Raw genomic sequence first — 17,402 nt, forward strand, 5'->3', positions numbered from 1 at the left:
TATTAACCTCGCGTCGCCACGCTTTCAGCCAGGATTGCCAGCACCAGTTGCTGGAAGTCCAGGCCTGCCGCGCGGGCCGCCATGGGCACCAGGCTATGATCAGTCATGCCAGGTGCGGTGTTGACTTCGAGCAGCCAGAACCGGCCCTGCTCGTCCTGCATCACGTCCAGACGCCCCCAGCCTTCGATGCCAATGGCATCACAGGCGCGTGCGGTCAGGTCGATCAGTTCCTGTTCCTTGACGCTATCCAGGCCGCAAGGAATGCGGTACTGGGTATCGTTGGCGATGTACTTGGCGTCGTAGTCGTAGAACACATGCGGCGTACCCAGGGCGATCGGCGGCAGCACCTGACCGCGCAAGACCGCGATGGTGAACTCCGGACCGTGGATCCACTGTTCCACCAGTACCTGGGAATCGTATTTGGCGGCGTCCTGCCAGGCAGCGACCAGTTCCTGGGTGCTGTTCACCTTGGCCATGCCGATGCTAGAGCCTTCATGGGCGGGTTTGACGATAAGCGGGAAGCCCAGTTCCGTACTGGCCTGCAGACAATCGCTTTCACTCGCCAACACGGCGTGGCGCGGGGTGGGAATACCCAGGCTCTGCCACACCTGCTTGGTGCGCAACTTGTCCATGGCCAGCGCAGAGGCAAGGATACCGCTGCCGGTGTAGGGAATCCCCAGGCATTCCAGGAGCCCTTGCATGCTGCCGTCTTCACCGCCACGGCCGTGGAGGATGATGAAGGCGCGGTCGATCTTCTCGCGTTGCAGGCGGTCGAGCAGGTCGTCACCCACATCGATGGCGACCACGTCGACACCGGCAGTGGTCAGGGCATCGATCACCGCAGCGCCGGACTTCAGCGAGACTTCACGCTCGGCGCTCTTGCCACCGTACAGCACGGCGACACGGCCGAACGCCTTGACGTCCAGGGTCGAGTGCAGCTTTTCGTAGGCGCTGGTCATTTCGACTTCTCCTGCTTGGCGCCAGCGAACAGCGGGCTTTTCATCAATTGCGGGGCCAGGCCGCCGACATCACCGGCACCTTGGCAGATCAGGATGTCACCGGCACGCAGCAGTGGTTTCACCAACGGTGCCAGCTCAGCGCCACGTTCGATGTAGATCGGGTCCAGCTTGCCGCGCTGGCGGATGCTATGGCACAGCTGGCGGCTGTCGGCACCAGGGATCGGCTCTTCGCCGGCCGGGTAGACCTCCATCAGCAGTAGCACGTTGGCATCACCCAGCACCTGGACGAAATCGTCGTACAGGTCGCGGGTGCGGCTGTAGCGGTGCGGCTGGTAGACGATCACCAGGCGGCGGCTTGGCCACCCCCCCCGCACGGCCTTGATCACCGCCGCCACTTCGGTCGGGTGGTGGCCGTAGTCGTCGACCAGCATCACGCTGCCGCCTTCGACCGGCAGTTCGCCATACACCTGGAAGCGTCGGCCGACACCCTGGAAGCCGGACAGCCCCTGGATGATGGCCTCGTCGGTGATGCCTTCGTCAGTGGCGATGGCAATGGTGGCAAGGGCATTGAGCACGTTGTGGTTGCCGGGCATGTTCACCGACACCTCAAGTGGCTCGCGGTCCCGACGCAGCACGGTGAAGTGCGTTTGCATGCCCTGCTGGCGCACGTTGATGGCGCGGATATCGGCCTCTTCGCTGAAGCCATAGGTCACGGTCGGGCGCTTCACCTGCGGCAGGATCTCGCGCACCACCGGGTCGTCCAGGCACATCACGGCCAAGCCGTAGAACGGCAGGTTGTGCAGGAACTCGACGAAGGTTTTCTTCAGCTTGTTGAAGTCACCTTCATAGGTCGCCATGTGGTCGGCGTCGATGTTGGTGACCACGGCCACCATGGGCTGCAGGTGCAGGAAGCTGGCATCGCTTTCATCCGCTTCGGCGATCAGGTAGCGGCTGGTGCCCAACTGGGCATTGGTACCGGCAGCGGTCAGGCGGCCACCGATGACGAAGGTCGGGTCCAGGCCGCCGGCCGCGAACACCGAGGCCAGCAGGCTGGTGGTGGTGGTCTTGCCGTGGGTACCGGCTACGGCCACACCATGGCGATAGCGCATCAGTTCGGCGAGCATCTCGGCGCGCGGCACTACCGGAATGCGGCGCTCCAGGGCGGTGGCCACTTCGGGGTTGGCCGGATTGATGGCGCTGGACACCACCAGCACATCGGCGGTGGCAGCGTTCTCGGCGCGGTGGCCGACGAAGATCTCGGCACCGAACGATTCCAGGCGCTCAGTCACCGGCGAGGCTTTCAGGTCGGAACCGGACACTTCATAGCCCAGGTTCAGCAACACTTCGGCAATACCGCACATGCCCACGCCGCCGATACCGACGAAGTGGATACGGCGGATACGGCCCATCTTCGGCTGGGGCATGGCTTTCTGGCTCTCAACCATGGGCCACCTCCAGGCAGATATCGACCACGGTGCTGGTTGCGGCAGGTTTGGCCAGGCGCCGTGCGGTGCCTGCCATGACGTTGAGTTTTTCGGGTTGCATCAGCACCTCGTTCAGGCGTTCAGCGAGCTGCGCTGCGCCAGTTGTCGCTTGTGGCATCAGGAAGGCAGCGCCTTCTCGAGCCAGATATTGGGCGTTGTGGGTCTGGTGATCGTCGATGGCGTGGGGCAAAGGCACCAGCATCGAGGGCAGGCCTGCTGCCGCCAGCTCGCTGACGGTCAGGGCACCGGCCCGGCACACCACCATGTCGGCCCAGCCATAGGCTTGGGCCATGTCCTTGATAAAGGGCTCTACCTGAGCCTCGACGCCCGCCTCGTGATAACGCTCGGCGGTAATCGGCGCGTGTTGCTTGCCGGCCTGGTGGAACACCTCTGGCCGCAGGGTGGCGGGCACTTCGGACAGGGCCTTAGGCAACAATTTGTTCAATGGTTCCGCACCCAGGCTGCCACCGAGCACCAACAGACGTGCACGGCGCTCGGCCAGGGGTGCGCGTTGCGCATCCATGAACAACTCCGGGCGCACCGGGTTGCCGGTGGTACGACGCTTGTCGCTGGCCTCGAAGGTGTTCGGGAAAGCTTCGCAGACCCGCGCCGAGAGCGGCACCAGCAGCCGATTGGCGGTACCTGCACGCGCGTTCTGTTCGTGGATCACCAGCGGCACGCCACACAGCCGCGCGGCCACACCGCCAGGGCCGGTCACGTAGCCACCAAAGCCCAGTACGCATACCGGCTTGAGCTGGCGAATGATGCGCCGAGCCTGCAGCACGGCCTTGACCAGGGTGAACGGCGCCTTGAGCAGCGACAGTTTGCTTTTGCCGCGCAGGCCGCTGACCTGAATCAGGTGCAGTGGCAAGCCAGCCTGTGGCACCAGCTCGTTTTCAATGCCACGCGGGGTGCCCAGCCAGTGCACGCTGTAACCGCGCGCCTGGAACTCCCGCGCACAGGCCAGGGCCGGGAACACGTGGCCCCCGGTGCCGCCAGCCATGATCAGTACGTTCTTGCCGTCAGCGGCCATGACTGGTCTCCTCGGCAAAATCGCTTTCGCTGAATTCGTGTTCCTCGCTGCCCAGGTGCGTACGGCTTTCCCACTCGATGCGCAGCAACAAGCCCACGCAGGCGCAGCAGATCACCAGCGAGCTGCCCCCGTAACTGAGGAACGGCAGGGTCAGGCCTTTGGTCGGCAGCAGGCCGACGTTCACGCCGATGTTGATCAGGAACTGGCCAATCCACAGGAAGGCCAGGCCAAACGCCACATACGCAGCAAAGAACTGCTTGGCTTTTTCGGCCCAAAGGCCGATGTACAGGGCACGCACGGTGACGAACACGAACAGTGCGATGGTCACCAGCGAACCGACGACGCCCAGTTCCTCGGCCAATACCGAGAACACGAAGTCGGTGTGCGCTTCGGGCAGGTAAAACTGCTTCTGCACGCTGTTGCCCAGGCCAACGCCCAGCCACTCGCCACGCCCGAAGGCAATCAGCGCCTGGGTCAACTGGTAGCCAGAACCGAACTGGTCGGACCATGGGTCGGTAAAGGTAATAAGCCGCGCCATCCGGTACGGCTGCGCCTGTACCAGTACGAACACCGCCAGCACCGCCAACACCACCATCAGACTGAAGCGGAACAGCCCCACCCCACCCAGGAACAGCATGGCCGCCGCGGCGCCCATCATTACCACGGTGGCGCCAAAGTCCGGTTCCATCAGCAACAGGGCAGCCATGGGCAGCAGCACGATGAACGGTTTGAAAAAGCCCATCCAGGTCTCGCGTACCTCGGTTTGCCGACGTACCAGGTAACCGGCCAGGTAGACGACCACGAACACCTTGGCGATTTCCGAAGGCTGCACGTTGAAAAAGCTGAAGCCGATCCAGCGCATCGAACCGTTCACCTCACGGCCGATACCCGGCACCAGCACCAACACCAGCAGGCCGAAGGCGCCCAGCAGCATCATGAAGCCCATGCGCTGCCAGGTGGCGATCGGTACCAGCATGGTCGCGCCACAGGCCACCAGGCCCAGGAACACGTACACCAGGTGGCGGAACATGTGATAAAGCGGGTTGCCCGACTGCACCGCAGCCACTTCCGACGACGCCGAGGTGATCATCACCAGGCCCAGGCCCAGCAAGGCCAGGCAGCCGGCGAGCAGCGGGAAGTCCAGGTCGATGCCCCGGCCGCTGATCAGCGGCGACGGGTAGGGCTTGAAGATGCCGAAGATCATGCAAGGCCTCCCGCTGCCTGGGCGAACAGGCGCCCGCGTTCTTCGAAGTTCTTGAACATGTCGAGGCTGGCACATGCGGGCGACAACAGCACGGCATCGCCGGCCTGAGCCAGTTCGGCACACTGTTGCACGGCGTCAGCGAGGGTCTTGACCCGTACCAGTGGCACGTCATCACCCAGGGCCTCGGCCAGGCGCTCGGCATCACGGCCAAGCAGTACAACGGCCCGGCAGAAGCGCTTGACCGGCTCACGCAAGGCCGTGAACTCGGCACCTTTGCCGTCGCCACCGGCGATCAATACCAGTTTGCCTTCGATATCGGCACCCAGGCCTTCGATGGCGGCCAAGGCTGCACCGACGTTGGTGGCCTTGGAATCGTCGTACCAGTTCACGCCATTGCGCTCACGCACCCACTGGCAGCGATGGGCCAGGCCACCGAACTCGCGCAGGGCTTCGAGCATGGGCTCGAACGGCAGGCCTGCTGCATGCCCCAGGGCCAACGCCGCCAAGGCATTGCTCTGGTTGTGCGCACCGCGAATCTTCAGTTCACGCGCTGGCATCAGCGCCTGGAACTCGAATGCCAGGTATTTCTCGCCATCCACTTCGCGCAGGCCGAAGGCCTTGAAGTCCGGCTGGTTGAGGCCGAAGGTCCAGCACGGGCGGCCTTCCACCGGCAGCGGTCGGCTGAGGGCGTCCTGACGGTTGACCACGACCTGCTTCGCGCCGCGGAAAATCCGATGCTTGGCCAGGTGGTAGGCCGGCAGGCCGCTGTAGCGGTCCATATGGTCTTCGCTGATGTTCAGTACGGTGGCCACTTCAGCATTGAGCTGGTCAGTGGTTTCCAGCTGGAAGCTGGACAGCTCCAGCACGTACAGCTCGACGTCATCGGCCAGCAGGTCCAGCGCCGGGGTACCGAGGTTACCACCCACCGCTACACGCTTGCCCGCCTTGGCGGCCATTTCGCCGACCAGGGTAGTGACAGTGCTCTTGGCGTTGGAGCCGCTGATGGCAATGATCGGCGCTTTGGCGTTGCGGGCGAACAGTTCGATGTCACCGGACAGTTTCACGCCACGCGCAGCAGCCTGCTGCAGGGCTGGCGTGGCCAGGGCCAGGCCAGGGCTTACGTACAGCTCGTTGGCGCGGCACAGGAAGTCCACGTCCAGTTCACCACAACGCACTTCCACCTGCGGGTAATCACGGCGCAGGGTGTCCAGTTCCGGCGGTTGCTCGCGGGTGTCAGCGACCGCAAAGGCAATGCCCCGGTTCGCCAGGAAGCGAACCAGGGACATGCCGCTCTTGCCGAGGCCGACAACGATGCGGAATTGGTCGGAAGCGATCAAAGACACGCTCATCTACCTCAGTTTCAGGGTTGCAAGGCCGATCAGCACCAGGATCACGGTGATGATCCAGAAGCGGACGATCACACGTGGCTCTGGCCAGCCCTTGAGTTCAAAGTGGTGGTGGATCGGCGCCATGCGGAACACGCGCTTGCCGGTCAGCTTGAAGGAGGCGACCTGGATCACCACCGACAAGGTTTCCATGACGAAGATGCCGCCCATGATGAACAGGACGATTTCCTGGCGAACGATGACCGCGATGGTGCCCAGCGCCGCGCCCAGTGCCAGCGCACCGACGTCGCCCATGAACACTTGCGCCGGGTAGGTGTTGAACCACAGGAAGCCCAGGCCCGCACCGATCAGCGCGCCGCAGAACACGATGAGTTCACCCGAGCCCGGCACGTAAGGGATCAGCAGGTATTCAGCGAACTTCACGTTACCCGACAGGTAGCAGAAGATGCCCAGGGCACCGCCGACCATCACCGTCGGCATGATTGCCAGGCCGTCGAGGCCGTCGGTGAGATTGACCGCGTTGCTGGAGCCAACGATGACGAAGTAGGTCAGCACCACGAAGCCGATGCCCAGCGGGATGGTGACGTCCTTGATGAACGGCAGGATCAACGTCGTCTCGACGCTGGTCGGCGCGGTCTTGTACAGGAACACGGCCGCAGCCAGGCCGAACACCGACTGCCAGAAGTACTTCCAGCGGCTTGGCAGGCCACGCGAGTTCTTTTCGATCACCTTGCGGTAGTCGTCGACCCAACCGATGGCACCGAACGCCAGGGTCACGATCAGCACCACCCACACGTAGCGGTTGGATAGATCAGCCCACAGCAGGGTGCTGATGGCGATGGCCGACAGGATCAATGCGCCACCCATGGTCGGGGTGCCGGACTTGGACAGGTGCGATTGCGGGCCGTCGTTACGCACGGCCTGGCCGATCTGACGAATTTGCAGGGTACGGATCATCCACGGCCCCAGCCACAGCGCCAGGGACAACGCGGTCAGTACACCAAGAATCCCGCGCAGGGACAGGTACTGGAAGACCGCGAAGCCTTTGTGGAACTGTTGCAGATACTCGGCCAACAGCAGCAGCATTAATGTTTCTCCCCGCTGGCACCGCACAATGCCGCCACGACGTTTTCCATCGCAGCGCTGCGCGAGCCCTTGATCAAGATAGTGGTGTCGCTGGCACTTTCGGCGCTAACGGCGTCGATCAGCTCAGCTTGAGTAGCGAAATGACGGCCATTGGCGCCGAACGCCTTGACCGCATATGTCATGTTGGAACCCACTGCGTACAGGGCATCGACCTTGCCACGCGCGTAGTCACCCACCTGACGGTGGCCTTCTTCCGCCCATTGCCCCAGTTCGCCGATATCTCCAAGCACCAGGACGGTGCGCCCGGAAAAGCCGGCGAGTATATCAATGGCCGCGCACATGGAGGTGGGATTTGCGTTGTAACTGTCGTCGATTACCCGCACACCGTTCGTCGCGATCTGCGCCACGGTGCGGCCCTTGACCGGTTGTACCGCAGCCAGGCCGGCGGCGATGCCGCTAAGGCTCAGACCAACGGCATGGGCGGCAGCCGCAGCGGCCAAGGCGTTGCTGACGTTGTGGGTACCCAGCAGGTTCAACTGCACCGGTACGCTGCCATCAGGCCCATGCAGGGTGAACGACGGGCAGCCCCGGGCATCACGGCCGATATGACTGGCATGGAAGTCTGCCTGCGGGTTATCCAGTGCAAAGGTGAAAATGCGGTGGTTGCCGGCACGCTCGCGCCAGATGTCGAACGCCTTGTCAGACAGGTTGAGGATGGCAGTCCCGCCCTCGCCCAGGCCTTCGAGAATCTCGCCCTTGGCTTCAACGATCTTTTCCGGCCCGCCGAACTCGCCAACGTGGGCGGTACCGGCATTGTTGATGATGACCACCTGAGGCTTCGTCAGGCCGACGGTGTAGCGGATTTCACCGATGCGCGAGGCGCCCAGCTCGATCACCGCCGCGCTGTGCTCAGGAGCGATCTCCAACAGGGTCAGCGGCGCGCCAAGGTCGTTGTTCAGGTTGCCACGGGTGGCATGCACCAGGCCACGGGTACGCAGGATGCTGGCGAGCATTTCCTTGACGGTGGTCTTGCCGCTGGAACCGGTAATGGCAACAACAGGCTTGTCGAAGGCAGCACGGTTCAAGGCGCCGAGTTGACCGAGCGCTACCCGGCAATCCTTGACCCGCAATTGCGGCAGGTCGACACCGGCCACTTCACGCTCGACCAGGGCAGCGACTGCGCCTTTGGCCTTCACATCGGCCAGGTAGTCATGGCCATCGAAACGCGGACCGGCCAAGGCGACGAACAATTGCCCGGCGCTGACGCTGCGGCTGTCGATGCTGACACCGGTGAAGGTGGCGTCGCCACCGATTTGTTGACCACTCAGTGCTGTGGTCAGCTGGCTGAGTGACAGCGGCTTAAGCATGTGGAGCCTCCCAGGCTGCAAGTGCCTTCTCGGCTTCGGTGAGGTCGGAGAAGTCATGGCGCTGGCCATTGATCTCCTGGTAATCCTCGTGCCCCTTGCCGGCCAGCACGATCACGTCGTTGGCAGCAGCGGTGGCAATCAGGTGCGCGATGGCTTCACCACGGCCTGCGACGAACTCGACCTCGGCAGGATTGGCGAAACCGGGGCGAATGTCGTCGAAAATGCGCAGCGGGTCTTCGGTACGCGGGTTGTCATCGGTGACCAGGACGCGGTCGGCCAGGCGCTCGGCCACTTCGGCCATCAGCGGGCGCTTGCCGCGATCACGGTCGCCACCGCAGCCGAACAGGCACAGCAGCTTGCCGTGGGCGTGCGGGCGCAGGGCTTCGAGCACTTTCTCGAGAGCGTCCGGGGTGTGCGCGTAGTCGACCACCACCAGCGGCTTGTCGCCGCCACCCAGGCGCTGCATGCGACCTACCGGCCCTTGCAGTTGCGGGGTGACCTTGAGAATTTCGTCCAGCGAATAGTCCAGCGCCAGCAGCGTCGCCACGGCAGCCAGCATGTTGCTCAGGTTGAAGCGGCCCAGCAACTGGCTGCGCAGGGCGCGCTCACCCTGGGCAGTGACCAGGGTGGCACGCACACCATCGTCATTGAACACGGCTTCGCGGCAGAACAGCGAAGCGTCCGCGTTTTCCAGGCTGTAGCTAAGCAGCCGGGTCTCGATATGATCGACACTCGGGCGCCGGGCAAAGTCGTCGGCCAGGCGACGCCCGAAGGCGTCATCCAGGTTGACCACCTGACAACGCAGGCTCGGCCAGGCGAACAGCTTAGCCTTGGCGGCCTCATAGGCCTCCATGCTGCCGTGATAATCGAGGTGGTCGCGGGACAGGTTGGTCATCACCGCGATGTCGAATTCCAGTGCGGCAACCCGGCCTTGCTCCAGGGCATGGGAGGAAACCTCCATGGCCACTGCCTTGGCGCCACCTTTCTTGAGGTCGTTGAGGGTCGACTGCACGGCGATCGGGTCGGGCGTGGTCAGGCGGCCGCTCTGCAGCTCACCGTAGAAGCCGGTCCCCAGGGTGCCAATCAGGCCACAGCGCTGGCCGAGCAGGTCGAGCGCCTGAGCCACCAGTTGGGTAACGCTGGTCTTTCCGTTGGTGCCGGTCACCCCCACCAGGTTCAACTGGCGGCTGGGTTCGCCATAGAAGCGCCCGGCAATATCGGACAACTGAGCGATCAGGCCTTTGACCGGAATCAGCGGCACATCGGTCAGCGGCAGCACGTTGGCGCCCTGCTCTTCATAGGCCACGGCAGCGGCGCCACGGGCCAGGGCATCGGCAATATGCTCGCGACCATCGACCTTGGCGCCCGGCACGGCCAGGAACAGGTCACCCGGGCGTACATTTCGGCTGTCCAGGGTCAGCTCACGAATCAGCGGGTCACGGCTGGCGTGGGCGAACAGTTTGCTTAATGGCATTGTCATTATCCACGCCCTCCCTTGGCGTCTGCTGCATTGACTTGCGATTGCCCGGCGGGGGCTGCTGGCGCAGGTGGCGGCAGGTTGTCTGGCGGTACGTTCATCAAACGCAGGGTGCCGGACATGACCTTGCTGAATACCGGCGCCGAAACCAGGCCACCGAAGTAGCCGCCTTTGCCCGGCTCGTCGATGACCACAACGATGGCGTAGCGCGGGTCGCTCATCGGACCGAAGCCGGCGAACAGCGAGCGGTAGGCGTTTTCGGTGTAGCCCTTGGAACCCACGGTGGCCTTACGCGCGGTACCGGACTTGCCGGCCACGTGATAGAACGGCACCTGGGCGCGGAACACGCCACGCGGCGCTTCGATCACCTGCTGCAGCATGCCCTGAACGGTTTCGGCGGTTTCCTTTGGAATGGCCTGCACAGCGTCCGGCGCCTTGTCGACCTTGAGGATCGACAGCGGCACCATCTTGCCGTCGTTGGCCAGCGCCGCGTAGGCATGCACCAGTTGCAAGGCGGTCACCGACACGCCATAGCCATAGGACAAGGTTGCGGTCTCGGCCTTGCGCCACTCGCGGTGGTTAGGCAAGTTACCGACGCGCTCACCCGGGAAGCCAAGGCCGGTGTACTGACCCAGGCCGACCTGGGACATGACGCGGTAGATCGCCTCACCGCCAATATCGAAGGCGATCTTGCTCATGCCGACGTTACTGGAGTTGATCAGGATGCCGGTCAGGTCGAGGATCGGGCCTTCACTGCGCGACACGTCCTTGATGGTGTAACGGCCGATCTGCAGGCTGCCCGGGTACACCTCGACCTTATCGGTCGGTTTCCAGCGACCGCTCTGCAGCGCCGCACTCATGGAGATCGGCTTGACCGTGGAGCCCGGCTCGAACACGTCGATGATCGCCCGGTTACGCATGGCGGCCGGGAACATGCTGCGGCGGTTGTTGGGGTTGTAGGTCGGCTGGTTGACCATGGCCAGGACCTCACCGGTCTTGACGTCCATGATCACCAGGCTGCCGGCCTTGGCGTCCTGTTCGGCAATGGCGTTGCGCAGTTCGCGGGTGGCCAGGTACTGCAGGCGCAGGTCTATCGACAACGCCAAGGTCTTACCGGCCTTGGCGTTCTTGGTTACCTGGATGTCTTTGATCAGCCTGCCGCGCCGGTCCTTGATCACCTGGCGCTTGCCGGGCACGCCGGCCAGCCACTCGTCGTAGGCCAGCTCGACACCTTCGCGACCATGGTCGTCGAGGTCGGTGAAGCCGACCATGTGCGCGGTGACATCACCGGCCGGGTAGAAGCGACGGAATTCTTCCAGGCCGTACACACCGGGCACTTTCAGGTCGAGCACATGCTGGCCCTGCTCCGGGGTCAGGCCGCGGACCAAGTAGATGAATTCCTTGTTGGCTTGCTGGGTCAGGCGCTCGGCCAACTGCTGCGGGTTTTGCCCAAGCGCTGCGGCCAACTGCGGCCAGCGGTCTTTGGACGCCTGCATTTCCTTGGGGTTTGCCCACAGGGTGGTAACCGGGGTGCTCACGGCCAGCGGTTCACCGTTGCGGTCGGTAATCAGGCCACGGTGCGCCGGAATAGGGATATGACGCAGGCTGCGCGCGTCGCCCTGCCCCTTGAGAAAGTCACGGTCAACGACCTGCAAATCGATGATGCGCCAGCAAATGGCACCGACCATAATGGCCAGCAGCCCGATCACCACGCGGAAGCGCCACGGGTAGAGTGCGCCTTCGAGCTTCATCATGGCGCCACCATCCGTACTTCGTCAGCCGAAGGTACGCGCATCTTCAACTGCTCGGAAGCCAGGTTCTCGATACGGCTGGCAGCAGTCCAGGTGCTCTGTTCAAGAATCAGGCGCCCCCACTCGGCCTGGGCCTTGTCACGCTCGTTCAGCTCGCCGTACAAGGTGTTGAGCAACTGACGGTTCCAGTGCGCGCTGTAGGACACGGCGATAGCCGAAACCAGCACGGCAACGAACAGCAGAAGCATCAGGAAGCTTCCGCCTGGCAAGGGTTTGGCAAACAGCCTGCTCACCGCAGCTTCTCCGCCACGCGCATCACGGCGCTACGCGACCGTGGGTTGGCCTTGAGCTCGGCTTCGGAGGCGAACTGGGCCTTGCCGATGAGCTTGATTTTCGGCTCGAAGGCCTTGTGCTGTACCGGCAGGTTGCGCGGCAGGTTGTCGGCCTCGCCCTTGACCAGCTTGCGCATGAACAGCTTGACGATACGGTCTTCCAGCGAGTGGAAGCTGATCACCGCCAGGCGGCCACCGACTTCGAGGGCATCGAGCGCGGCCTCAAGGCCGGCTTCCAGGTCACCCAGTTCGTTGTTGACGTGAATGCGAAGGCCCTGGAAGGCACGGGTAGCCGGGTTCTTGCCTTTTTCCCAGGCAGGGTTGGCCACCTTGAGTACTTCCGCCAGGTCGGCGGTACGGGTGAAAGGCTCCTTTTCACGGCGCTCGACCACGGCACGCGCCATGCGGCCGGCGAAGCGCTCTTCACCGTATTCCTTGAAGACGCGGGCAATTTCTTCCACCGGCGCGGTGGCGATGAACTCGGCGGCACTGATGCCTTGGGCCGGGTTCATGCGCATGTCCAGCGGGCCGTCATTGAGGAAGCTGAAACCACGCTCGGGGTCATCCAGTTGCGGTGACGACACGCCAAGGTCCAGCAACACGCCGCTGACCTTGCCGTGCAGACCGCGCTCGGCCACTTCCGCGCCCAGCTCGGCAAAGCTGCGCTGCACAATGACAAAGCGGCCGTCTTCGGCCGCCAGCGCTTGCCCCGTGGCAATCGCCTGTGGATCTTTATCGAAGCCCAGCAGCCGCCCTTGCGGCCCGAGCTTGCTGAGAATCAGCCGGCTGTGTCCGCCACGGCCAAAGGTGCCGTCCAGATAGCAACCGTCGGCGCGCAGGGCCAATGCCTCGACAGCTTCGTCGAGCAGGACGGTAATGTGGTTGAAGCCGCTATCTATGGTCACAGGATCAGGTCACGCAATTCGTCGGGCATGGCACCCGGTTGTTGAATAGCTGCAAGGTCGGCTGCCGAAACCGCGTTCCAGGCATCTTCATCCCACAGCTGGAATTTGTTCAGTTGCCCCACCAGCATCGCCTTCTTGTCGAGCTTGGCGTACTCACGCAGGCGGGGCGGTACCAGGAAACGCCCACTGCCATCGAGCTCCAGGTCAACCGCATTACCGATCAGCAAACGCTGCAGGCGACGGTTTTCCTCACGCAACGACGGCAAGGCACGCAACTTGGCTTCTATCTGTTCCCACTCATCGAGGGGATAAACACACAAGCAGGGGTCCACGGCGTCGATGGTCACGATCAGTTGACCATTGCAACGCGAATCGAGCTCGTCACGGTACCGGCTCGGCATGGCGAGACGTCCCTTGGCATCGAGGCTGACGGCGTTGGCTCCGCGGAACACGGCTGCGATTCCCCACAATGTTAGCTTTTTTGTGCCAGAAAACCCACTTCATCCCACTTTCTGCCACTTGCGCACACTATAGGAATCCGCCCGCAGCACCGTCAAGGCACGTTCATAAGGAAAAGCCTTACAGGACCGAGATTTAGCGCGTTAAGAGAAGGTGGAAGCACTACCAAGAAGAAAAAAAGACGAGAAAAATCAAACCCACGCAAGCGAATGGAGTTCGAAGTTAAAGTGATTTATCAAGAGTAAGATTTTTTCGGTATTACCAGAGAGGATCTGCTATCGAATGAAGCAGAGAAGGAAAGGTGGAGAGTCGATCTGTAAGCCGGGTTTTGTCGAGGACAGTCATTCCTCTACGACGGCCATCACTGGACGCCTCTAGCAACCTACCCGGTTCCGACGCGGGCCACGCCTGATGGAACCCTATTTGGTCTTGCTCCGAGTGGGGTTTACCTAGCCACGCACTGTTGCCAGCCGTGCGGTGCGCTCTTACCGCACCTTTTCACCCTTACCGGCACCGAAGTGCTTAGGCGGTTATTTTCTGTGGCACTTTCCGTAGGCTCACGCCTCCCAGGCGTTACCTGGCACTCTGCCCTATGGAGCCCGGACTTTCCTCCCCCTGCTGCTCACACAACAAAAGTTGCGGAACAAAAGCAGGCAGCGACTGTCCGATCGACTCTCCGCCGACAAGGTTACCGGCACGCGCGCCCGAGAACAAGCAATACCGGCATTTATATCAATTTGCCACTATTCGGCTTTCTGCTTTTCAAGGGCAAGTTGATACAACAGGTTCTTGCGCACCCCGGTAATTTCAGCCGCAAGTGCAGCCGCCCGCTTCAGCGGTAACTCGGCCAACAACAGGTCGAGCACCCGCTGGGCCTCGGCACTGATGGCCTGCTCGCCCTCCGGCGCACTCCACCCACCTACCAGTACCACGCACTCACCGCGCTGCTGGTTGCTGTCGCCAGCCACGAAGGCACGCAACTCAGCCAGCGGCAGGCCCTTGAGGGTCTCGAACGTCTTGGTCAGTTCGCGCGCCAGCAATGCCGGGCGGTCACCACCAAAAACCGCCTCCATGTCTTCAAGGCACTCCAGGATTCGGTGCGGGGCTTCATAGAAGATCAGCGTGCGCGGTTCTTCCTTTACCTGCTCCAGGCGTGCCCGGCGCCCCGCCTGCTTGGCTGGCAGGAAACCTTCGAAGATGAAGCGGTCCGACGGCAAGCCGGCCGCCGACAGCGCAGCGATCAAAGCACAGGCACCCGGCACCGGTACCACATTCACCCCAGCGGCCCGCGCCTGGCGCACCAAGTGGTAGCCGGGGTCAGAAATCAGCGGCGTGCCGGCATCAGAGACCAATGCCACGTTCTCGCCAGCCAGCAGCTTGGTGAGGAAACGCCCGCCTTCGTCGCGCTCGTTGTGCTCATGACAGGCCGCCAGTGGCGTGTCGATGCCAAAGTGCTGCAACAGCCGGACCGAATGGCGGGTGTCCTCGGCGGCGATCAGCGCCACGTCCGCCAGCACCTTCAACGCCCGGGCGCTCATGTCATCGAGGTTGCCGATAGGGGTTGCCACCACATACAGCGTCCCCACCGTGGATTTCGAAGCCCCTGCCACATCAGTCACTGCGCACACCTGTCATTCGGATCAAAGGCGCCATTGTAGCCCGAGCGCCTGCAACAGGGCGCAAAGAACTTCACCAGCGACCGGCGACAGGCCACCTATAGTGAAGGATCGACACGGCGACATCGCGCCCCGGCCAGTGCTTGGGTACAATTGCCGGCCAACTTGATCGAGTAACAGGACCTTTACATGATCGCTTGCCTGCGGCTGCTCACAGCCCTCTGCCTCGCTGCCCTGCTGGCGGCCTGCGCTAGCTCGCCCTCATCCAGCCTGGGCGAACTGCCACGCACCCCGGATGCCAGCATCGAGCAACTGCTCGAAAAGGCCGCTTCCAGCAAGTCTGCGGAAGACGCCGCCCTGCTGCGCCTGAGCGCAGCCGACCTGGCCTACAAGCAGAAGGATTTCCCACGCGCCGCACGCATCCTCGAGCAAGTGCCGCTGGACACGCTCAAGCCGGCCCAGCAAGTGTTCGCCAGCACCCTCGCTGCCGAACTGGCCATGAGCCGCAACCAACCCAAGGCCGCCCTGACAGCACTGGCTCACCCTAGCCTGCAGCGCGTCGCCGAGCTTCCGGCTGAGCAGCAAGCACGCACCTACAGCGTGCACGCCGCCGCCCTCGAAGCCGACGGCCAGGCCCTGGCTGCTGCGCAACAGCGCGTACTGCTGGCTCCGCTGCTCAGCGGCCAGGCCGCCAGTGCCAACAACGATGCCATTTGGGCACTGGTCGCCTCGCTGCCGGCAGAGCAACTGCAGCAGCCGGCCAACGACCAGATGCTGAGCGGCTGGACCAGCCTGGCCTTCGCCGTGAAAAGCGCCGGCACCCTGGAGCAGCAGCAAGCGGCTATCGAAGCCTGGGTCAAACAGCACCCGGACCACCCGGCAGCCCTGCAACTGCCGCAGGCACTGACCAAGCTCAAGGAACTGGCCAGCCAGCCGCTGACCAAAATTGCCCTGCTGCTGCCGCAGGAAGGCCCGCTGGCCGGTGTTGCCCGCGCGTTGCGCGACGGCTTCATGGCCGCCCACTTCCAGGCCCAGCAGGCCGGCCAGCCAGCGCCTGCAGTGCAGGTGTTCGACAGCTCGCGCATCGGCTCGCTCGATGATTTCTATCGACAGGCCCAGGCCGCTGGCGTGCAACTGGTCATCGGCCCGCTGGAAAAACCGCTGGTGAAGCAAATGGCCGCCAAACCTCAGTTACCCATTACCACCTTGGCCCTGAACTACGCAGACGCCGGTCAGAAGGCGCCGCCGCAGCTGTTCCAGTTCGGCCTGGCTGCCGAAGACGAGGCCCGCGAAGTTGCCCGCCGCGCACGCGCAGACGGCATGGTTCGGGCCGTGGCCCTGGTGCCGAGTGGCGAGTGGGGTGACCGCGTACTGGCCGCCTTCCGCCAGGACTGGGAAGGCAATGGCGGCACCCTGCTCGCCGCCGAGCGCATCGCCCAACCCGTCGCCCTGGCCCAGCAAATTGCCGACCTGTTCCAGCTGCGCCAGAGCGAGGGCCGCGCCAAGAGCCTGCAAAGCACGGTAGGCGGTAGCATCGCAGCACAACCGTCGCGCCGTCAGGACATCGACTTCATCTTCCTCGCCTCGACCCCACAGCAGGCACAGCAGATCAAGCCGACCCTGAACTTCCAGTACGCCGGTGACGTGCCTGTCTACGCTACCTCGAACCTGTACAGCGCCAGCGGCGACGTCAACCAGTACAATGACATGAACGGCATTCGCTTCTGCGAAACGCCGTGGTTGCTCGACACCAGCAACAGCCTGCGCCAGCAAGTCGTGCAACAGTGGCCGCAAGCCGCTGGCAGCCTGGGCCGCCTGTATGCCATGGGCGTCGATGCCTACAGCCTGGCGCCGCGCCTGGGCCAACTGAAAGCACTGCCGGACAACCGCGTCATGGGCCTTTCGGGCAGCCTGAGCATCAACGCCAACCAACGCGTCGAGCGCCAGCTGCCATGGGCCGAATTTGCCGGCGGCCAGATCAAGCGCCTGCCTGACACCGCGCGTTGATGGCCGCAGCATCACCAACTCGCGCCGGGCAAGCGGCAGAAAACCAGGCCCTTGAGTACCTTCAGGGGCAAGGTCTGCAGCTGCTGGCGCGCAACTGGCGATGCAAAGGCGGTGAGCTTGATCTGGTCATGCTTGACGCCGATACAGTAGTATTCGTCGAAGTCCGCTACCGGTTGCACGCGGGCTTCGGAGGCGCCCTCGACAGTATCGACGGGCGCAAGCAGAAACGGCTGGTGCTTGCCGCCACCCTGTTCCTGCAGAAGGAGCCCCATTGGGGCAACCACCCCTGCCGCTTCGACGTAGTCGCCCTGCAGGGCAGCCACCATGCAGGCAGACCGCTTCAATGGCTGAAAAACGCCTTCGAATGCTGAACCCA

At 63.3% G+C, this 17,402-nt stretch carries 15 protein-coding genes and 1 other RNA gene; 2 read left to right on the forward strand and 14 right to left on the reverse strand.

From position 1 onward, the window contains the following. Positions 1-2: 2 nt before the first annotated feature. The 14 genes from B9A31_RS13880 to rsmI form a co-directional block, all read right to left on the reverse strand. Entirely contained in the window at positions 3-959 is a 957-nt protein-coding gene (locus tag B9A31_RS13880; protein WP_019097341.1) for a D-alanine--D-alanine ligase, read from the reverse strand. Beyond that, positions 956-2,404: a UDP-N-acetylmuramate--L-alanine ligase gene (gene murC / locus B9A31_RS13885; protein ID WP_016713564.1), complete on the reverse strand. Its 1,449-nt coding sequence runs from the start codon at positions 2,402-2,404 to the stop codon at positions 956-958. Before murC ends, B9A31_RS13880 begins: the two co-directional genes overlap by 4 nt. Beyond that, positions 2,397-3,476 (reverse strand): undecaprenyldiphospho-muramoylpentapeptide beta-N-acetylglucosaminyltransferase, encoded by a 1,080-nt coding sequence (gene murG, locus B9A31_RS13890; RefSeq protein ID WP_019097342.1) that lies wholly within the window; start codon positions 3,474-3,476, stop codon positions 2,397-2,399. Before murG ends, murC begins: the two co-directional genes overlap by 8 nt. Beyond that, positions 3,466-4,680: a putative lipid II flippase FtsW gene (gene ftsW / locus B9A31_RS13895; RefSeq protein WP_019097343.1), complete on the reverse strand. Its 1,215-nt coding sequence runs from the start codon at positions 4,678-4,680 to the stop codon at positions 3,466-3,468. The genes murG and ftsW overlap by 11 nt, the downstream gene beginning before the upstream one ends. Further along, on the reverse strand, positions 4,677-6,023 hold the full coding sequence (gene murD / locus B9A31_RS13900; protein ID WP_025753955.1) for a UDP-N-acetylmuramoyl-L-alanine--D-glutamate ligase: 1,347 nt from the start codon (positions 6,021-6,023) through the stop codon (positions 4,677-4,679). The genes ftsW and murD overlap by 4 nt, the downstream gene beginning before the upstream one ends. Before the next feature lie 6 nt (positions 6,024-6,029). After that, positions 6,030-7,112, reverse strand: coding sequence for a phospho-N-acetylmuramoyl-pentapeptide-transferase (gene mraY / locus B9A31_RS13905; RefSeq protein ID WP_016713560.1), 1,083 nt, complete (start codon positions 7,110-7,112; stop codon positions 6,030-6,032). Continuing rightward, on the reverse strand, positions 7,112-8,479 hold the full coding sequence (gene murF / locus B9A31_RS13910) for a UDP-N-acetylmuramoyl-tripeptide--D-alanyl-D-alanine ligase (protein WP_025753956.1): 1,368 nt from the start codon (positions 8,477-8,479) through the stop codon (positions 7,112-7,114). Before murF ends, mraY begins: the two co-directional genes overlap by 1 nt. Then, positions 8,472-9,959, reverse strand: coding sequence for a UDP-N-acetylmuramoyl-L-alanyl-D-glutamate--2,6-diaminopimelate ligase (locus B9A31_RS13915; protein WP_019097346.1), 1,488 nt, complete (start codon positions 9,957-9,959; stop codon positions 8,472-8,474). Before B9A31_RS13915 ends, murF begins: the two co-directional genes overlap by 8 nt. Continuing rightward, entirely contained in the window at positions 9,959-11,707 is a 1,749-nt protein-coding gene (locus B9A31_RS13920) for a peptidoglycan D,D-transpeptidase FtsI family protein (RefSeq protein WP_161751431.1), read from the reverse strand. Before B9A31_RS13920 ends, B9A31_RS13915 begins: the two co-directional genes overlap by 1 nt. Beyond that, on the reverse strand, positions 11,707-12,000 hold the full coding sequence (ftsL, locus tag B9A31_RS13925; protein ID WP_003260787.1) for a cell division protein FtsL: 294 nt from the start codon (positions 11,998-12,000) through the stop codon (positions 11,707-11,709). Before ftsL ends, B9A31_RS13920 begins: the two co-directional genes overlap by 1 nt. Next, positions 11,997-12,944, reverse strand: a complete 948-nt coding sequence (gene rsmH, locus B9A31_RS13930; RefSeq protein WP_019097348.1) for a 16S rRNA (cytosine(1402)-N(4))-methyltransferase RsmH — start codon at positions 12,942-12,944, stop codon at positions 11,997-11,999. Before rsmH ends, ftsL begins: the two co-directional genes overlap by 4 nt. Continuing rightward, positions 12,941-13,396, reverse strand: coding sequence for a division/cell wall cluster transcriptional repressor MraZ (gene mraZ, locus B9A31_RS13935; protein ID WP_004575120.1), 456 nt, complete (start codon positions 13,394-13,396; stop codon positions 12,941-12,943). Before mraZ ends, rsmH begins: the two co-directional genes overlap by 4 nt. Before the next feature lie 308 nt (positions 13,397-13,704). Then, positions 13,705-14,079: RNase P RNA component class A (gene rnpB, locus B9A31_RS13940), an RNA gene on the reverse strand. A gap of 67 nt (positions 14,080-14,146) precedes the next feature. Further along, positions 14,147-15,022: a 16S rRNA (cytidine(1402)-2'-O)-methyltransferase gene (gene rsmI, locus B9A31_RS13945; RefSeq protein ID WP_016713554.1), complete on the reverse strand. Its 876-nt coding sequence runs from the start codon at positions 15,020-15,022 to the stop codon at positions 14,147-14,149. Between the two features lie 186 nt (positions 15,023-15,208). On the opposite strand from rsmI, the gene B9A31_RS13950 reads away from it, so the two are divergent. Both B9A31_RS13950 and B9A31_RS13955 read left to right on the forward strand, forming a co-directional pair. Next, the gene (locus B9A31_RS13950) at positions 15,209-17,026 is read left to right on the forward strand and encodes a penicillin-binding protein activator (protein ID WP_025753958.1); all 1,818 of its coding nucleotides are present in this window, start codon (positions 15,209-15,211) and stop codon (positions 17,024-17,026) included. Then, complete coding sequence (locus B9A31_RS13955) at positions 17,026-17,397, forward strand: YraN family protein (protein ID WP_019098045.1); 372 nt, start codon at positions 17,026-17,028, stop codon at positions 17,395-17,397. The genes B9A31_RS13950 and B9A31_RS13955 overlap by 1 nt, the downstream gene beginning before the upstream one ends. Positions 17,398-17,402 lie beyond the last annotated feature (5 nt).

It is taken from the genome of Pseudomonas sp. URIL14HWK12:I5, assembly GCF_900176445.1.
Lineage (GTDB): Bacteria > Pseudomonadota > Gammaproteobacteria > Pseudomonadales > Pseudomonadaceae > Aquipseudomonas > Aquipseudomonas monteilii.